This is a genomic window from Brevundimonas sp. GW460-12-10-14-LB2 (genome assembly GCF_001636925.1).
Classification (GTDB): domain Bacteria; phylum Pseudomonadota; class Alphaproteobacteria; order Caulobacterales; family Caulobacteraceae; genus Brevundimonas; species Brevundimonas vesicularis.
In genome coordinates, this window is record NZ_CP015511.1 from 1798525 (window position 1) to 1815393 (window position 16869).

Here is a 16869-nt window from a genome sequence, read left to right on the forward strand (position 1 = left end):
TCTCTTACCACCGACGCTCGAAGCGCCGCCTCAGGATAATGGCCGCCGCGTTCATGATGATCATGAAGACCAGCAGGACGATGATCGCCGCAGCGGTGCGTTCGTGGAAGGCCCGCTCCGAGGCGTTCTCCCAGATGTAGATCAGCGAGGGCAGCGCGCCGACAGGCTGGTCGATGGCGTGCGGCACGCCCGGCACGAAGCTGACCATGCCGATCAGCAGCAGCGGCGCGGTCTCGCCCAGGGCGTGAGCCATCGAGATGATGGCGCCGGTCATGACGCCGGGCATGGCGAGCGGCAGGACGTGGCTGAACACCGTCTGGGTCTTGGATGCGCCCATGGCCAAGGCGGCCTCGCGGATCGACGGGGGCACGGCTTTCAGCGCCGAACGGGTGGCGATGACCAGGGTCGGCAGGGCCATCAGCGCCAGCACCAGACCGCCGACGATCGGACTGGCGCGCGGCAGATGCATCCAGTTGATGAACAGGGCCAGACCCAAGAGGCCGTAAACGATCGACGGCACGGCCGCGAGGTTGTTGATGTTGACCTCGATGATGTCGGTCAGCTTGTTCTTGGGCGCGAACTCTTCCAGCCAGATGGCCGCGCCGACGCCCAGCGGAATGGCGATCAGGGCCGTGACCATCAGCATCAGGGCCGAACCGACGACGGCGCCCAAGACGCCCGCCAGTTCCGGCTGCGTCGAATCGCCGTTGGTGAACAGGGCGGTGTTGAAGTGCGAGCCGATCACGCCTTCGGTCTGCATCCGGTCCAGCCAGGCGATCTGCTGGTCGGTCAGGCGGCGCTGATCCTCGGGCGTGTCCCTGGAGATTTCGCCTTTCAGATACAGATCGGCGTCGTCGGACAGCGGCACGGCCAGGGGCACGGTCTCGCCGATGACCTCGCTGCGCTTGGCGACCAGGTCAGCGGCGACGAACTTCAGCTCCGACGAGAACAACCGCTTCATCTGCGCGGCTTTGGTCCCCGCCGCGTCGTCCTGAATGCCCATGCGGGCCAGCTGCTGCTCGGCGGCCAGTTGCTCGAAGTTGGAGCCCTGCGGATAGGCGCGGTCCACGCGCGCCGGGTCCATGAAGACCGGCACGGTGACGGTGTGGGTGTAGAAGGCGGTGTGGCCCTGCTCGACGATGCGGACCAGCAGCACGGCCAGGAACAGCATGGCGGCGGCGATGGCCAGGCGGCCATACCATTTGAAACGCGTTTCCTTGGCATGACGACGCTTCAGACCGGCCCGCAGGCGGTCGAGACGTCCCTTGGCGGCCGCGCCGTCGATCTGATCGGGGGTCGCGTCAGTCATATTGTTCCCGATAGGTCTGCACGATCCGGTGGGCGATGATGTTCAGCATCAGGGTGACCAGGAACAGGGTCAGGCCCAGGCCGAAGGCGGACAGGGTCTTGGCGCTGTTGAACTCCTGGTCGCCGGTCAGCAGGGTCACGATCTGCACGGTGACGGTGGTGACGGTGTCCAGCGGGTTGAAGGTCAGGTTGGCGGCCAGGCCCGCGGCCATGGTCACGATCATGGTCTCGCCAATGGCGCGCGACACGGCTAGCAGCAAGGCGCCGGCGATGCCCGGCAGCGCGGCGGGCAGAAGAACCCGCTTCACCGTCTCGGACTTGGTCGCGCCCATGGCGAACGAGCCGTCACGCAGCGACTGAGGCACGGCGTTCAGAATGTCGTCGGACAGGGACGACACGAACGGGATCAGCATGATGCCCATCACCGCGCCCGCCGTCAGGGCCATCTGGTTCTGAACCAGAGCCAGGTATTGGCCGAGCCCGTCCAGCGGTCCGCCGATCAGGAAGAGGCCGATCTCGTTGAAGAAGACCCTCAGCAACGGCCCGACGGTCAGGGCGGCGAAGAAGCCGTAAACGACGGTCGGCACGCCGGCGAGGATCTCCAGCAGCGGCTTGATCACCGCGCGGGTCGTGCGGCCGGCGTATTCCGACAGATAGATGGCCGACAGCAGGCCGATCGGCGCAGCGACGCACATGGCGATGACCATGATCAGCAGGGTGCCGGCGAACAGCGGCACGGCCCCGAAGGCGCCCGAGGACCCGACCTGATCGGCGCGGATGGCGATCTGAGGGCTCCATTGGGTGCCAAACAGGAAGTCGAGAACCGGCACCTTCTGGAAGAAGCGGAAGCTGTCGAAGGCCAGGGAGGCGATGATGCCTAGGGTCGTCAGGACGGCGATGGCCGAGCAGACGAACAGGGCGCCGTAGATCCAGCCCTCGACCCGATTGCGGGCGCGCGTCTGAGGCTTGATCTGCGTCAGGGCGAACAGGCCGCCCAGGATGGCGGCCAGGATGGCGGCGACACCGCCGCCCCACGACAGAGTGCGTTCAATGCGAACCATGCGGCGCGCCTCGACCGGCAGCTGTTCGGCCAGCGGGCGTTCCCAAATCTGGAGCGCGGCCTCTCCGCGACCCACGCGGTGGGCGTCGGCGAAGAAGGCGTCGCGGCGGAACGGCTCCAGCGCCGCGACCGCATCAGGCGTACCGACAGCGGTCAACTGACGCTGAAGCGGGGCGGCGAAAACCGAGGCCAGGATCAGAACCAGAAGAGCCGGCGCGGCAACCCAGATCAGGGCATAGGCGCCGTGCTGGCCGGGGCGGGAATGGGGCTTAGCGCCGATCGCACGAAGACGCGCCAACGTGCGTCCGCCCAAGAAGGCGGCCGCACTCAAGGCGACGAGGATCAGCAAATAAATCCAGATCATTCAGAAGTCCGAAGCGCCGTGCGCGAATCGACGACGGTCCTGAACATCGGGACCAACGCGGCGCGACTACTGCCTGCGAATGGTCAGCGGATTACGACGGGTCGATGACAGTTGGGTGACAGCGACCGTCCGTCGCGGCCTCAGCGTCGCTCGATCGGTTGCGGGAACCAGGCGGTGAAGGCGGCGCCCATGCCGGGCGCGCTTTCGACCACCAGACCGCCCTGGTGACGGTTGATGATGTGTTTGACGATGGCCAGGCCCAGCCCCGTCCCCTGCCGCTCGCCGCTCTTTTGACCCTCGACCCGATAGAAGCGCTCGGTCAGGCGGGGCAGATGTTCGCGCGCCATGCCGGGCCCATGGTCGCGCACCGTGACCGCGGCATAGGAGACGCCAGCCGTGCGGTCCGGCGTGACCAGCGGCAGTCGTGTCGCGCCAGGCATGCGCGAGGCCCAGGCCTCGTCGAACGACAGGTCTGAACGCACCGAGATTTCGACCGTGCCGTTGCGTGACGAATATTTGACGGCGTTGTCGAGCAGGTTCTGCACCACCTGCAAGATCTCATCCCGATCGCCGCTGATCGACGCCCTCGCCTCCCCCTGATCCAAGGCGATGGCGATCTCCTTTTCGCGCGTCAGAACGCTGATGGCGTCGACCACGTCGGAGGCGGCGCGGTCCAGATCGACGCGGCCAGAGGGCGGAATATGCTCGTTCAGTTCGATCCGGCTGAGCGACAGCAGATCCGCGACCAGCCGCCCCATCCGGTCCGCCTGGGCCGACATGATGTCCAGGAAGCGGTCGCGCGCGACCACATCCTCACGTGCGTGGCCTTTCAAAGTCTCGATGAAACCGCTGAGCGAGGCCAAGGGCGTGCGCAGTTCGTGGCTGGCGTTGGCCAGGAAGTCCACGCGCATCATCTCGATGCGGCGCGAGTCCGTTTCGTCGCGCAGCATCAGCAGGGCCAGCTCCGACCCGGTCTTGCCTGACGCTTCGAGTGAGAGCGGACGGGTCCAGGCGCGCCAGCGTCGGTCGCGCTGACCGCCCGTCGCATAATCCGTGGTGCGCGCCGTCCCGCCGAACAGGGCCTCGTCAACCGCCTCCAGCACGCCCGGTTCACGGATCACCTGAACCAGCAAGGCGCCTTGGCGCTGGATGCGAAGAAGTTCGCGCGCAGCCGCGTTCGCCATGACAATGCGTCGCCCGGCGATGTCGTCCGGCTCGCCGCCGCTGACCACCAGCACCGGATCGTCCAGCGCCTCGAACACCCGGTCGAGAAGATCGCCCGTCACCATGTCGATGGCGGGCTCGGTCGCAGCGCCTTGACTGGCCGCCGGCTCGGCCCTGGCCGCCTCGTTCATGTTCAACAGCCAGGCCGAGGCCGCCACGATCACCGCCCCGCCGACCAGCCAGTTCGCGAGTTCGGGATGCAGAACCGCCAGCACCAGCAGGGTCACGATGGCGATGCCGATGCTGGCGCCGACCGTCCACAGCCGCGAGGTGGAGACCGGCGCGACAGGCGATGGCGAGACTTCGTAAGGCATGGGTCCGGGCGACCTCGAACTGAAGAACGATTCCGATCCTTGCACGGATTCTGTGACGGCGTGCCGACAGCCTGAGGCGCCCATAAGCTTCGCCGCACGGTTTCTTTAGGATTGTCGCCTATCGTACACCCAAGGGGAGGCCTCGTGGACCGCATCATCCATTGCATTGCGCACGATCACGACTGGCGGATTACGGTGTTCGCTGCGTTGATCTGCATGGCCGGTCTGGGCGTGTCGACCCATGTCATGCAGAAGATGGGCCGACGCGACCCCAATCGACGCCGCCGCTCGGTCCTGCTGGCCGTCATGATCGGGGCCCTGTCGATCTGGGCGACCCATTTCGTGGCCATGCAGGGGTTCGTCGCCGGCGTGCCGGTGCGTTACAATCCTTTCCTGACGGTCGCCTCCCTGGGGATCGCGCTGGCCATGATCGGCCTGACAATCGGCTCGACGTTGATGGGCAAGGGCCGCATGTGGCGCGTGCTGGCCGCCGTGATCGCCGTCGCCGGTGTCGGCGCCATGCATTACCTCGGTATGGCCGCCATCAAGGCGCCCGCGCACATCAGCTGGGATCCTGGCCTTGTCGCCCTGTCCATCATCGCGGCTCTGGCGATCGGCGGCGCGACGGCCTTCTTCTATCGTCGAGGCGGCCTGCTGCGGCTGCTGGTGACGACGACGGGACTGTCCGCGACCGTCATCGTTCTTCATTTCATCGGCATGGCGGCCATCACGGTGACGCCGGACCCGACCGTCGCCGCCGACCAAGGGCTGTCCAGCGAGGCGATGCGACTGCTGCTGGCCGCCATTCTGCTGATGATCTGCACGGCCGCCACCGTGCTGGGCATGATGGCCTATATTTCCCGCGCCACCGCGCTGCGCCGTATCCGCGAGGCGGTGGACGCCATGCCCGACGGCCTGGGCTTCTATGATTCCAAGGATCGGCTGGTGCTGTGGAATGCACGCTATGCCGAGGTGAACCCCGAGCTTGAGCCGCATCTGGTCGTCGGCCTGACCTTCCGAGAGGCCCTGCGCATCGGTATCGACGAAGGCCGCTACCAGGAGGCGGCCGGCCGCGAAGAAGAATGGCTGAACGAGCGCATGCAAGCCCGTCGTCAGCTTTCATCGAACAGCGAGCAGCAGGTCGCCGGCGGGCGCTGGCTGCGTATTCAGGACCGCCGTACGTCCGAGGGTGGAACCGTCACGGTCTGCAACGACATCACCGATCTGAAGCGCGACGCCGAGGCCCTGTCCGAAGCACGTGACGCGGCCGAGGCCGCCAATGTCGCCAAGAGCCAGTTTCTGGCCAACATGAGCCATGAGATCCGCACGCCGTTGAACGGCGTGATCGGCCTGTCCCAGGCCCTGGCCAAGACCGATCTGACGGCTGAACAGCGTGAAATGCTGGATCTGATGCAGGCGTCGGGAAAGACGCTGCAGACGCTGCTCAGCGACATCCTGGATCTGGCGCGCGTCGAATCGGGCAAGCTGGAGCTGACGGAAGACGCCTTTGAACTGGCGACGGTCGTGCGCGAGGCGGCTCAGCTCTATGGCGAAAACGCGCGTGAGAAGCATCTCGACTTCCATGTGGATATCGATCTTGAGGACGACGTCTGGATCCTGGGCGATGCGGTGCGCCTGAAGCAGGTGCTGACCAATCTGATCTCGAACGCCGTCAAGTTCACCAGCAAGGGCTTTGTCGGCCTGATCGTGCAGCGTGGCGCGGACCGCGAGGGCTCGCCCGTGCTGCGCTTCACCGTCGAGGACAGCGGCATCGGCTTCGACGCCGCGACGCGGGCGCGCCTGTTCAGTCGCTTCGAACAGGCCGACGGCGGCATCACACGCAAGTTCGGCGGTTCGGGCCTGGGCCTGTCCATCTGTCGTCAGCTGGCCGAGATGATGGGCGGCGACCTGGGCTGCGAGAGCGAACCCGGTGGCGGCGCGGCCTTTATCCTGACCTTGCCGCTGAGACAGACCCAGGCCCCGTCGCGCAAAGAACCGGCGCCGGCCCAACCCGCCGTCGTGGAGCAGGCGCGGACGATCCGCGTGCTGGTCGCCGACGACCATCCGACCAACCGCCGCGTCATCGAACTGATTCTGGCGCAGACGCCCACGCAGATCGTGATCGCCGAGAACGGCGCCCAGGCGCTGGAAAGTTTCCGGGCCGACACCTTCGACCTGGTGCTGATGGACATGCAGATGCCCATCATGGACGGGCTGACCGCGACGCAGGAGATTCGCCTGCACGAGGCGACGATGGGCCTGGATCGCACGCCGATCGTCATGCTGACCGCCAACGCCATGCCAGAGCACATCGCCGCCGGGCGCGCGGCCGGGGCGGACCACCACCTGGCCAAGCCGTTCAACGCCGCCGAACTGCTGGGCATCGTTGCGGCGCCGACGTCACTGCTGAAGGATCGCGCGCGGGCGGCGTGAAGCGGAACCTTTGACGGTTGCGCCTTGGACCTGATGCGTGTAATAGCCCGCGCTCTTGAATTCGAGGGTTCATCACCCCCGCCGCGAGAGCCCCGGGTTGGCGCGGCGTTTCCGTTGTTGTTGAGGCGAGCCACATGGCCGAGATCATTCTGAACGTGGACGTCCGCGATGGCGTCGGCACCGGCGGCGCTCGCGCTGCGCGTCGCGCCGGTTTCGTGCCGGGCGTCCTTTACGGCGGCGAGCAAGCCCCCGTCGCCATTTCGGTGAACGAGAAGGACTTCCGCAAGTCGCTCTACACCGGCAAGCTGCTGGGCCACCTGGTGACCCTGAAGTACGGCGACGAGACCCAGCCGGTCATCGCCAAGGACGTGCAGTTCGACCCCGTTTCGGACCGCCCCCTGCACTTCGACCTGATGCGCGTCGATGAGAAGGCTCCGGTCAAGATCGAAGTGCCGGTTCACTTCCTGAACGCCGATGAAGCGCCCTACTCGCGTCAGGGCGGCTCGCTGGAGATCGTCCGTCACGCCGTCGAGATCCTGGTCCGCGCCGACCAGATCCCGGAAGAGCTGGTTGTCGATCTGGCCAAGGCCGAAATCGGCGACACCATCCGCATCTCGGACATCAAGCTGCCCAAGGGCGCGGAAGCCACCATCACCGACCGCGACTTCGTGATCGCCACGGTCAAGATTTCGTCGGCCGCCCTGTCGGAAGCTGCTGACGAAGCCGCTGACGCCGAGGCCGCCCCGGCCGAGAAGACCGAAGACTGATCCTTCGTCGCTTCGACAAGATCACGCCCCGCCCGGTTCGCCGTGCGGGGCTTTTCTTTGCCTGACGCAAACGGCAAGAGGACGCCATGATCATCATCGCGGGGCTCGGCAATCCGGGCGGGAAATACGAAAAGAACCGGCACAACATCGGCTTCATGGCCGCCGACGAGATCGCGCGCCGGTGGCGGTTCGGTCCCGAGCGCGCCAAGTTCCAGTCGATCGTCAGCGAGGGTCTGGTCGACGGGACCAAGGTCCTGCTGATGAAACCCCAGACCTATATGAACGAAAGCGGTCGGGCGGTCGGCGAGGCGGCGCGATTCTACAAGATCAAGCCGAGCGAAATAATCGTCTTCCACGACGAGATCGACCTGGCCCCTGGGCGGTTCCGCATGAAGACCGGCGGCGGCGCGGCGGGACAGAACGGCATCCGCTCCCTGATCAGTCATCTGGGCGCCGACTTCCGACGTGCGCGCATGGGCATCGGCCATCCGGGCGAAAAGGAACTGGTCATGCCCCATGTTCTGGGCGACTTCCACAAGGCGGAACAGCCCTGGCTGGACGCCATGCTTCAGGCCTGCGCCGACGCCCTGCCTTTCGCGATCGCCGGCGACGACGAACGCTATCAGGGCGAGGTCATGCGCCTGGCCCCCGCGCCCAAGTTCAGCCCCCGCCAGGCCGCGCGCGGCGAGCTTTAGGACAAACCGCCGCCTATCGCGTCGTCGCAAAACGCCGTAGAGGCCAGACGTGACCCGCGCCCAGGCCGACAATTGGTCGATCTCGCAATCGCTCGCCTTCCTGGCGGCGGTGTTCGCGCTCGTGCTTGGAACCCTGTTGCCGTTCGCGGCTCTCGCGGCGGTCCAGCCGGGCCACCCGCTGGTCATCTGTTCGGCGGAAGGCCCCCAGACGATCCAGTCCGGCGGCATGGACGGCCCGGTCAACAAGCACGTCGGGGCCAAATGCGCCGCCTGCGTCATGCCGTTGGCCGCCGCCCTGCCCTGCCCGCCTGCGCCCGAGCCGGCGCCGGTGGTCCGCACCATCGAGCGCGTCGTCTATGTCGCCGCCAGCGTCAGCCCGCCGACGCCCGCGCGCGCGCCGCCGCGTCCGCCGTCCACCGCCCCACCCCAAGCCTGAACCAGACCCAAGCCCGCGCCGTCCTCAACGCCTGCGCGCCGTCTCGTTCTGATTTCAGGTTCATTCCATGTCCTTCAAGACTACCGCGGCGCCCTGCGCGCTGCTGCTCGCCGCCCTCTCCAACGCCGGTTGGACGAGCCCCGTCCTGGCCCAGCAGACGCCCGAACCGGCTTTGCTGGACAGCGTCATCGTCACCGGCCGCCGCAACGCCGAGGATCCCGCCGTTGTTGCAGAAGCCCGCGCCCTGTTGTCTCGCACGCCGGGCGCTGTCGCGGTCGTCGCCTCCGAAACTTATCAGGACCGCTACGCCCTGACCTTCGCCGATACGCTTCGCAGCGTGCCAGGCGTCTTCGCACAACGCCGCTGGGGCGAGGAGGTGCGGTTGTCGATTCGCGGCTCGGGCATCGGCAACGGCGCCCACCTGCGCGGCGTGCTGCTGGCCCAGGACGGCGTGCCCTTCAATGCGCCCGACGGTTTTGGCGAGTTTCAGGAGATCGATCCCCTGATCGCGCGCACATCGATGTGTTCAAGGGCGGCAACGCCCTGCGCTTCGGCGGCGCCGCCCTGGGCGGTGCGATCAATGTCGTGACACCGACCGGGCGCACGGCCGCGAGCCGGAACCTGATCCGGATCGAGAGCGGATCGTTCGATACCCTGCGCGGTCATGTCGCCCTGGCGCGCGACTGGGGCGACTGGGACCTGTACGCGGCCGCCACCGTGGCCAGTTCGGACGGGTTCCGGGACAATCAAAGCTCAGATTCGAAACGGCTGACGCTCAATCTGGGCCGGTCGTTCGGCGAAGGTCGTGAGTTGCGGCTGATCGTTCAGGGCAATGATCTGGATCAGTCGGTGTCTTCCGCCGTCACCCGTCAGCAGGCCCTCACCAACCCGACCGCCGTACCGGCGAACAATAACACCCTGGCCTTTGCGCGCGACGTGAAATCCTTGAGAAGCACCCTTCTGGGTCGCTGGCGCGTGGATGACAGCCTGTCGTTTGAAGGGGCCGTCTATGTAGTGGACAAGGATCTTTATCACCCCATTTCCATCGTCATCGATCAGAACAGCCTGCAGCGGGGCGGCTATGGCCGACTGGACTGGAACGGTCGGCTGGGCGGCATGAGGGCTGACGCCTATACGGGGATTAGCTACCGCGGCGGGACGACGGACGCCTTCACCTTCGTGGCGGCAGGTGGCGCACGTCAAGGCGCCAAGATCGGCGATTCGGTTCAGGACGCGACCGGCATCGACATCTTCGCCGAAGGCCGCCTGTTCGTCACGGACCGTCTAGCTCTGGTCGCGGGCGGCAGCTACGGCCGTGCGGAGCGGGACTACACAAACAATCTGGTCCCAGCCAACAATGCCGACGCGACCTTTGACTGGTTCGCGCCGCGCATCGGCCTGCTATGGGAAAATGAGATGGGCGCCCAGATTTACGCCAATCTTACGCGCTCGGTGGAAGCGCCCAGCTATGGCGCCTTGGTGCAGGGCAACGTGCCGAAGTTCTTGCCCGTCGACATCCAGGATGCCTGGACAGCCGAGGTCGGCGCCCGCGGCCGTCGCGGTCCCTTCACTTACGATCTGTCGGCCTATCGCGCCCAGATCGAAGGCGAACTGCTGAACTACAGCGTCAATCCGACCCTGAACATTCCCGCCGCGACCTTCAATGCTGACGATACCGTCCATCAGGGCATCGAAGCGGGGCTGGACTGGCGGATTATCGACAGCACCGATGGTCGCCTGACGCTGCGCCAGACCTACGCCTGGTCAGATTTCCTCTTCAAGAACGACCGTGTCTATGGCGACAATCGCCTGCCGGTCGTGCCGGAGCATCTCTACCGGGCCGAGTTGAAATATGCCCATCCGGCGGGCTGGTTCGTGGCGCCTAGCGTCGAATGGTCGCCGACGGACGTGCTGATCGATTACGCCAACACGCGCAGCGCTACAGATGGAACGCCGCTGACGGCGCCCGACTACGCCATTCTGTCGTTCAATGCGGGCTGGAGTTTGCGAGGTGGAGTTTCCCTGTTCTTGGATGCGCGCAACCTGACCGACGAGCGCTATGTTTCGACCGTCAACGCCGTGACGGACGCCACTAAAGTCGCGACTGCCGTCTTTGTGCCCGGCGAAGGACGTTCGGCCTATGTGGGGTTGCGTTATGCGTTCTGAGTCTGGCGACGCCTCAATGTCCGACGCCTATCGCGCGGTCTGGCGCTGGCACTTCTATGCCGGCGTCTTCGTCATGCCGGTGCTGATGCTGCTGGCCCTGACGGGGGGTCTTTATCTGTTCAAGGACGAGATCGACGGCTTTCTCTATCGCGACATGATCCGCGTGCCGGCCGTTCAAACTCAGGCGGCGCCGGAAACCTGGGTGGCTTCGGCCGCCCAGGCCGCAGGCGGGGGGCGCGTCGCCAATCTGGTCATGCCCGCGCATCACGATCAGGCGATCCGGATCAGGGTCAATCGACCCGACGGCGTGCAGAAGACGGTCTTCGTCGATCCGCACACCGGCCGGGCCACAGGCGTCATTCCGGCCGGCGGATTCATGGAACTGGTCAAGAAAACGCACAGTCTGACCCTGCTCGGGCGGCCGTTCAACATTCTAGTCGAGATCGTCGCCGGCTGGACGATCATCCTGTTCGCCACGGGGCTTTATCTGTGGTGGCCGCGCGGGCGGGGCGTGGCGACCTTTGCGCCGCAGACGACCGACGGCCGCCGCCGTCCGTTCTGGCGCGACCTGCATGCGCTGACGGGTTTCTATGTCGGCGGGGTCGTGCTGTTTCTGGCCGTGACCGGCATGCCGTGGTCCGCGGTCTGGGGCGACAAGGTCATGGGGGCGATCAAGGAGACGGGGCTCGGTCGGCCGCCCGCACCCGTCGCCGGCACCTGGCAGAGGGCGCAGCACCACGATGCGCCGGTCGGGGCCGGCTGGACCATGGAGGGGATGGTGATGACCCACGACCACGCCGGCCATGGCGGCCTGGCGCAGGTTCTGCGAGTCGCGGATCAGGCCGGTCTGGCGCGCCCCTATACGGTGAACATCCCCAAGGCCGATGACACCGCCTATACGCTGACGACCCAGGCCACGCGCGTTCAGGACAGCCGGTCGCTGTATATCGACGCCGCATCCGGGCGGCTGCTGGGCGACATCGGCTATGACCAGTTCGGCGCCGGCGCCAAGGCCATCGAACTGGGCATCTACACCCACCAGGGCACGCAGTTCGGACAGGCGAATCGCATCGTCATGCTGCTGGGCTGTATCGGCGTCTGGGTGCTGGCGATCAGCGGCCTGGTCATGTGGTGGAAGCGCCGGCCGCCCAACCTGTCGCGCCGCCGCCTGGGCGCCCCGCCCGCCCCGCCGGGACCGCGAGCGCGCGCCGCTGTCCTCGGCATCGTCCTGCCCCTCGCCATCCTCTATCCCCTGACGGGACTGAGCCTGATCGCGGCCGTATTGCTCGACCGAGCCCTACGTCCGATGATCCGGCGCCGTCCCGCCGCCTCGTGAAAGACCTGACGCCATGAAGATCAAACTCGCCCTTGCCGCCGCCGCCCTGTCGCTGACGGCCTGCAATCCGTCCGAGCCGGCCAAGGCGCCCGCCGCTGAGGCGCCGACCGCGACAGCCGCCGTGAGCGTGACCGACGCCTGGTGCCGCCCGTCGCCGAACGGGGCCAAGGCCGGCGGCTGCTATGTCACCCTGATCGCCGCGACCGACGACAGGCTAACGGGGGGATCGACCCCGCGCGCCGCATCGCTTCAGGTCCACGAGATGAAGACCGAGAACGGCATGATGAAGATGGCCGAGCTGACGGCGGGCCTGCCCCTGCCCGCCGGTCAGGCCGTGGCCCTGGCGCCGGGCGGCAACCATCTGATGCTGATCGGCCTGACCGCGCCTCTGATCGCCGGCGAGACCGTGCCGCTGACCTTCCAGTTCGCGTCGGCGCCGGCGATCACGGTTCAGGCGCAGGTTCGCCAACCGGCCATGGAAGGCATGGATCACGCCGCGCACTGACCTCAGTTGAAGCGCGAGCCTGACAAACGGGTCGGAACCCGCTAAAGGCTCGCGCCTCACGAGGAATACCATGGCTCTTAAAGTCGCGATCGTCGGCCTGCCCAACGTCGGCAAGTCCACCCTGTTCAACGCCCTGACCAAGACGGCGGCGGCCCAGGCGGCCAACTATCCGTTCTGCACCATCGAGCCGAACACCGGCGATGTGGCGGTGCCTGAGGCGCGTCTGAACGCCCTGGCCGAGATCGCCGGATCGAAAGAGATCATTCCGGCCCGCATCACCTTCGTCGACGTCGCCGGCCTGGTGCGTGGCGCGTCCAAGGGCGAGGGCCTGGGCAACCAGTTCCTGGCCAACATCCGCGACTGCGACGCCGTGGCCTTCGTCGCGCGCTGCTTCGTCGATGACGACATCACCCACGTTGAGGACCGCATCGATCCGATCGCCGATCTGGAGATCATCGAAACCGAGCTGATGTTGGCCGATATGGAAAGCCTGGAGCGCCGCCGGCCGCAGCTCGAGAAGCGCGCCAAGGGCGGCGACAAGGAATCGGCCCTGACGCTAAAGCTGGTCGATCTGGCCCTGGCCCAGCTGAACGCCGGCAAGCCCGCCCGCACCGCCGAGGTGTCCAAGGAGGACATCAAGGCCTGGCACATGCTGCAACTGCTGACGGCGCTTCCCGCCCTCTATGTCTCGAACGTCGAGGAAGGCTCGGCCGACAAGGGCAACGACCTGTCCGACAAGGTCGCGGCCCGCGCCGCCCAGGACAACGCCAACTCGGTCGTCATCTCGGCCCAGATCGAGTCCGAGATCGCCGTGCTGGACGACGAGGAACAGAAGCAGTTCCTGGAGACCCTGGGTCTTGAAGAGCCCGGCCTGAACCGACTGATCCGCGAGGCCTATAAGCTGCTCGGCCTGCACACCTATTTCACGGTCGGGCCAAAGGAAGCCCGCGCCTGGACCATCAATGTCGGCGACACCGCGCCCCAGGCGGCCGGCGTGATCCACACCGACTTCGAAAAGGGCTTCATCCGCGCCGAGACCATCGCCTTCGACGACTTCGTGGCCCTGCGTGGGGAAGCCAAGGCGCGCGAGGCCGGCAAGCTGCGCGCCGAAGGCAAGTCCTATGTCGTCAAGGACGGCGACGTGATGAACTTCCTGTTCAACTAGGCGCGGCAGGCGGGGTTTCGGCCCCGTCCTTCTTCATCATCTTTTCCAGCGGATTGGCGGGATCGGGCGCGCGCGGCGAACCGGGGCAGCGCGCCAGTTTCACCGTCTTCATGTCCTGATCGACATAGGTCAGGTTCATCACGTCGCCGCTCGTGCTCATATGCACCCGCTCGGTCTGAGGCCGGCCCGCACATCGCAGAACCGCGACATAGCCGGAACCCGTCTCGTCGATGCTGGCGATGTCGCAGTTACGGCCATAGGCGTCGAAGCGTAGCGGCGTCAGGGTGATGGGGCTGCGCTCGCCTTGAGGCCGGGCGCACCATTGCGGGTTCGCCGCCCAGACGCCCACGAAGCTGCGCGGCCCACGTCCAGCCAGAGACGACGGTCCAGGCGGTTCGACCGGCTGCATGGCCTCGGGCGTGCGCAGGGGCGCCGCCGGTTCGTTCGGCGGATTGACATCGTGATCGCCGCAGGCGGCCAGAAGGGCGATCGCACCCGCCATCGGGATCAAGGCTGTTTTCATCCCGCCACAACGCCACGGCCAAGGTTCAGGTTCAATCCGATGACCAGCGCCAGCGACTGCGATCGGATTCAGCTCAAGACCACGCGGCCGTAGATCATGCGGAAGGCCACGCCGGTGCGCTGGAACAGGCGCGCGATGACGGCGGACGGATCGGCCGCGCCCTGATCCAGCAGCCGCTCGACATCGCCACGCAACGAGGGGTCGCGCGATGTCCGAGTCAGGGCCGTCAACCATTCCTCGCGGCTGAGCACGCCGTCCGGCTGGCGCAGCAGAGGTCCGAGGAAGTCGAACCAATCGCCGCTGGTCCGCTGGCGTTGCGCGCCCTCCGCCGCCAGGGCGAAAACGGCTCCGCAGGCGTAGTAGGCGCGGTGTTCGCCCCGGGCGCCGGCCTGGGCGACCGGCTGGCGGGCCAGGTTGACACAGTCGTCCACCTCGGACTGAAGCTCGGCCCGGTCGTCATAGTTTGCATCGAGGGCCTTCAGGGCGCGCACAGCCATCAGGTCGGCTCCGCCCTCGGTGATCCAGGCCTCGTCGGCGAAGGCGTAGCGTACCGTCTGCCCCAACCAGAAATGCGCCCCCTCGTGGCCGATGAACCAGCGCGAACGCTCCACGATTTCCGGCTGGGGCGAGGTCACGCCCCTGCCCTCGAACGACATGACGATCAGGCCGGGCAGGACGCTGCCGCCCATGCTGGTCATGCTTTCGGTCGGCCCGTTCCAGGCCACCATGACGATGGGCGTATCGCCGCCGGAGCCCGGCGCGCCGAGGCGATCACGGTAGTAGTGACCGACACGCGGCGCAAAGCCGCGGATCTCCTCCCCGATCCACGGCGGCAGATTGGGGTCCATGACGGTCGACAGCCCATCCCCCGGGGTGACCGTCGCCTCGCCCAGCAGGACATAGCTGCGCTCGTCCGTCGTGGTCAGTTCGTCGCGGCGGCGCCCGTTGAACAGGACGGGTCCGTTCTCATCGCGCCACGTCACGCGCGAGGGACCGCCATCCAGCCGGATCCGGTTCAGGTCGTCCGGCACCTGTTCAGCCGCCTGGGCCGACGGCAAAGCGAAGACATCCAGTTGTCGCGTCGGCAGGGCCACCGCGCCATTGGAGAACAGCAGGGTCGGATACTCGGCCTCAAGATCCACCGCCTGCGGTCGAGCGCGGAAGCGGACTTCGCGCGGCACGGGACCGCCGTCCGTGCTGCGGATGATGTCGTAATGGCCGCGCCGTTCCATGACGACGCCGAGCGTCTCGACCGTCCACTGGCGCGGCCGCCAGGGCTGCCGCGAATCCTGTTCCAGCGCCGAATCCTGGAAGGCCCAGACCGGCACGTCGCGCCCAAAGCGATAGTCGATGTTGAGGTGATCGCCGTCGCGGGTCACCGTCACCTGGGGTCCGCCTTCTTCTTGAAAGGTCGCCGGCGCCGACATGGGCCCGGCGGCGCACGCGCCGCTCATTAGGGCGAGGGCCAAAACGGCGGACGAGGCGAAAGCGTGGACGCGCAAGGGCGATCTCCTGAAGGGCGCTCGGCGCGAAGCCTAGCGGTCGTCAACGCGCCGCGTCAGCTTACGGTTTCGTCAGGCTGATGCCCGTTCCAAGGCGCGCCCCGCCGCCGCCAGTTCGCCGGCCATCACGGCCTTCAGCCGCTCCGGCGCCAGGATCTGCACCTGCTCGCCCCAGGTGAAAAGATGCCAGGCCAACTCGCGCATGCCCGAAGCGCGGAACCGCACGATCACGCCGCCGTCCCACTGGTCCTCAAACGACTGGGTCGGGTGCCAGCGCCAGCTCCTGGCCTCGGCCGTGCCCTCGGGCGCGATGCGCAGCACGACGTCCTCGATCTCGTCCTGATAGATGCCGAAGGACTGGCTGGCGAAGACGCCGAGGTCGAAATCGGCGGGCGGCACGGCCATCCCCTCCTGCGGGGCGACGTGGCTCATTCGGTCCAGGCGGAAGGTCTGGATGCGGCTGGTCTCGCGGTCGGCGGCGACCAGATAGTTGGCCCGGCCGAACATGACGCCGCACGGCGCCACGCTGCGCCGACGCGGCTCGGCCCCCGGACGGGAATAGGTGAAGCCCAGCGGCTGCTGCGCCAGCACCGCCGCGCGGATGGCGGTCAGCATGGCTTCGTCGGCGGAGGGTCGAGGGCCGGCCTGGACCGCAATGGTCTCTGCCCGGACCAACGCCTCCAGATCGGGCGCCATCCGGTTCAGAGTGGTCGAACGCATCGCCGCCTTCAGCTTGCGCTCCAACCCCTCCAGCGCCGTGGCGCGCGCCGGTTCGCCGGCGGCGTGCAGGGCGGTCGCGGCCTTGGACAGTTCCAGCATTTCGGTCGCCGTCGGGGCCTGTTCGAAGGCCGACAGACCGCCCCGGATGCGCCAGCGTTTGGACGGCGGGTCGGAGACCTCGTCCACCTGAGGGAACAGCATCAGCACGGCGTCGCGCATCCGTTCGGCGGTGCGACGGCCGACGCGCATGTCGCGCGCGATCTCGTCCAGGCTCAGCCCTTCGGCGCTGGCGGCCATGCGGCGCGCCAGATCGATCACCATCGCCGCCTTGTCGTGTCTCAATGCTTTCGC

Annotated in this window: 15 protein-coding genes; 9 read left to right on the forward strand and 6 right to left on the reverse strand. The window is 67.0% G+C overall.

What is annotated here, in order from left to right; all coding sequences use genetic code 11:
* Positions 1 to 4 precede the first annotated feature (4 nt).
* The 3 genes from pstA to A4249_RS08995 all read right to left on the reverse strand — a co-directional run bounded on the left by pstA (position 5) and on the right by A4249_RS08995 (position 4270).
* Positions 5 to 1309 carry a phosphate ABC transporter permease PstA gene (pstA, locus tag A4249_RS08985; RefSeq protein WP_066552074.1) on the reverse strand — a complete coding sequence of 435 codons (1305 nt, stop codon included), beginning with the start codon at positions 1307 to 1309 and terminating at the stop codon, positions 5 to 7.
* Positions 1302 to 2732, reverse strand: coding sequence for a phosphate ABC transporter permease subunit PstC (pstC, locus tag A4249_RS08990; RefSeq protein WP_066552076.1), 1431 nt, complete (start codon positions 2730 to 2732; stop codon positions 1302 to 1304). The genes pstA and pstC overlap by 8 nt, the downstream gene beginning before the upstream one ends.
* A 140-nt stretch (positions 2733 to 2872) precedes the next feature.
* Complete coding sequence (locus A4249_RS08995; RefSeq protein WP_066552077.1) at positions 2873 to 4270, reverse strand: ATP-binding protein; 1398 nt, start codon at positions 4268 to 4270, stop codon at positions 2873 to 2875.
* Positions 4271 to 4414: 144 nt separating this feature from the next.
* Here A4249_RS08995 and A4249_RS09000 point away from each other — a divergent pair, with 144 nt between their 5' ends.
* The 9 genes from A4249_RS09000 to ychF all read left to right on the forward strand — a co-directional run bounded on the left by A4249_RS09000 (position 4415) and on the right by ychF (position 13773).
* On the forward strand, positions 4415 to 6703 hold the full coding sequence (locus tag A4249_RS09000; protein ID WP_082854113.1) for an ATP-binding protein: 2289 nt from the start codon (positions 4415 to 4417) through the stop codon (positions 6701 to 6703).
* A 134-nt stretch (positions 6704 to 6837) separates the two neighbouring features.
* Positions 6838 to 7470, forward strand: a complete 633-nt coding sequence (locus A4249_RS09005) for a 50S ribosomal protein L25/general stress protein Ctc (protein ID WP_045810293.1) — start codon at positions 6838 to 6840, stop codon at positions 7468 to 7470.
* A gap of 86 nt (positions 7471 to 7556) precedes the next feature.
* Entirely contained in the window at positions 7557 to 8165 is a 609-nt protein-coding gene (pth, locus tag A4249_RS09010; RefSeq protein ID WP_066552078.1) for an aminoacyl-tRNA hydrolase, read from the forward strand.
* Positions 8166 to 8214: 49 nt separating this feature from the next.
* Positions 8215 to 8601, forward strand: a complete 387-nt coding sequence (locus A4249_RS09015; RefSeq protein WP_066552079.1) for a hypothetical protein — start codon at positions 8215 to 8217, stop codon at positions 8599 to 8601.
* Between the two features lie 67 nt (positions 8602 to 8668).
* Positions 8669 to 9190: a TonB-dependent receptor plug domain-containing protein gene (locus tag A4249_RS16935; protein ID WP_231868678.1), complete on the forward strand. Its 522-nt coding sequence runs from the start codon at positions 8669 to 8671 to the stop codon at positions 9188 to 9190.
* On the forward strand, positions 9124 to 10767 hold the full coding sequence (locus A4249_RS09020) for a TonB-dependent receptor family protein (RefSeq protein ID WP_231868679.1): 1644 nt from the start codon (positions 9124 to 9126) through the stop codon (positions 10765 to 10767). The genes A4249_RS16935 and A4249_RS09020 overlap by 67 nt, the downstream gene beginning before the upstream one ends.
* The gene (locus tag A4249_RS09025; protein ID WP_066552081.1) at positions 10757 to 12103 is read left to right on the forward strand and encodes a PepSY-associated TM helix domain-containing protein; all 1347 of its coding nucleotides are present in this window, start codon (positions 10757 to 10759) and stop codon (positions 12101 to 12103) included. The genes A4249_RS09020 and A4249_RS09025 overlap by 11 nt, the downstream gene beginning before the upstream one ends.
* Positions 12104 to 12116: 13 nt before the next feature.
* Positions 12117 to 12608 carry a copper chaperone PCu(A)C gene (locus A4249_RS09030; RefSeq protein ID WP_066552085.1) on the forward strand — a complete coding sequence of 164 codons (492 nt, stop codon included), beginning with the start codon at positions 12117 to 12119 and terminating at the stop codon, positions 12606 to 12608.
* A gap of 70 nt (positions 12609 to 12678) precedes the next feature.
* On the forward strand, positions 12679 to 13773 hold the full coding sequence (gene ychF, locus A4249_RS09035; RefSeq protein WP_066552087.1) for a redox-regulated ATPase YchF: 1095 nt from the start codon (positions 12679 to 12681) through the stop codon (positions 13771 to 13773).
* Here the strand turns inward: ychF and A4249_RS09040 are convergent.
* From A4249_RS09040 to A4249_RS09050, 3 genes are all read right to left on the reverse strand, one after another.
* Entirely contained in the window at positions 13766 to 14296 is a 531-nt protein-coding gene (locus A4249_RS09040; protein WP_156494683.1) for a hypothetical protein, read from the reverse strand. The genes ychF and A4249_RS09040 overlap by 8 nt on opposite strands.
* 68 nt (positions 14297 to 14364) lie before the next feature.
* Positions 14365 to 15798: a hypothetical protein gene (locus A4249_RS09045; RefSeq protein WP_197458366.1), complete on the reverse strand. Its 1434-nt coding sequence runs from the start codon at positions 15796 to 15798 to the stop codon at positions 14365 to 14367.
* 72 nt (positions 15799 to 15870) lie between these two features.
* On the reverse strand, positions 15871 to 16860 hold the full coding sequence (locus A4249_RS09050; RefSeq protein ID WP_066552090.1) for a helix-turn-helix transcriptional regulator: 990 nt from the start codon (positions 16858 to 16860) through the stop codon (positions 15871 to 15873).
* Between the last annotated feature and the right edge of the window lie 9 nt (positions 16861 to 16869).

Coding starts and splice junctions, on each gene's coding strand:
- pstA (WP_066552074.1), bottom strand. CDS start 1,309: ATGACTGACGCGACCCCCGATCAGATCGACGGCGCGGCCGCCAAGGGA.
- pstC (WP_066552076.1), bottom strand. CDS start 2,732: ATGATCTGGATTTATTTGCTGATCCTCGTCGCCTTGAGTGCGGCCGCC.
- A4249_RS08995 (WP_066552077.1), bottom strand. CDS start 4,270: ATGCCTTACGAAGTCTCGCCATCGCCTGTCGCGCCGGTCTCCACCTCG.
- A4249_RS09005 (WP_045810293.1), top strand. CDS start 6,838: ATGGCCGAGATCATTCTGAACGTGGACGTCCGCGATGGCGTCGGCACC.
- pth (WP_066552078.1), top strand. CDS start 7,557: ATGATCATCATCGCGGGGCTCGGCAATCCGGGCGGGAAATACGAAAAG.
- A4249_RS16935 (WP_231868678.1), top strand. CDS start 8,669: ATGTCCTTCAAGACTACCGCGGCGCCCTGCGCGCTGCTGCTCGCCGCC.
- A4249_RS09025 (WP_066552081.1), top strand. CDS start 10,757: ATGCGTTCTGAGTCTGGCGACGCCTCAATGTCCGACGCCTATCGCGCG.
- A4249_RS09030 (WP_066552085.1), top strand. CDS start 12,117: ATGAAGATCAAACTCGCCCTTGCCGCCGCCGCCCTGTCGCTGACGGCC.
- ychF (WP_066552087.1), top strand. CDS start 12,679: ATGGCTCTTAAAGTCGCGATCGTCGGCCTGCCCAACGTCGGCAAGTCC.
- A4249_RS09040 (WP_156494683.1), bottom strand. CDS start 14,296: ATGAAAACAGCCTTGATCCCGATGGCGGGTGCGATCGCCCTTCTGGCC.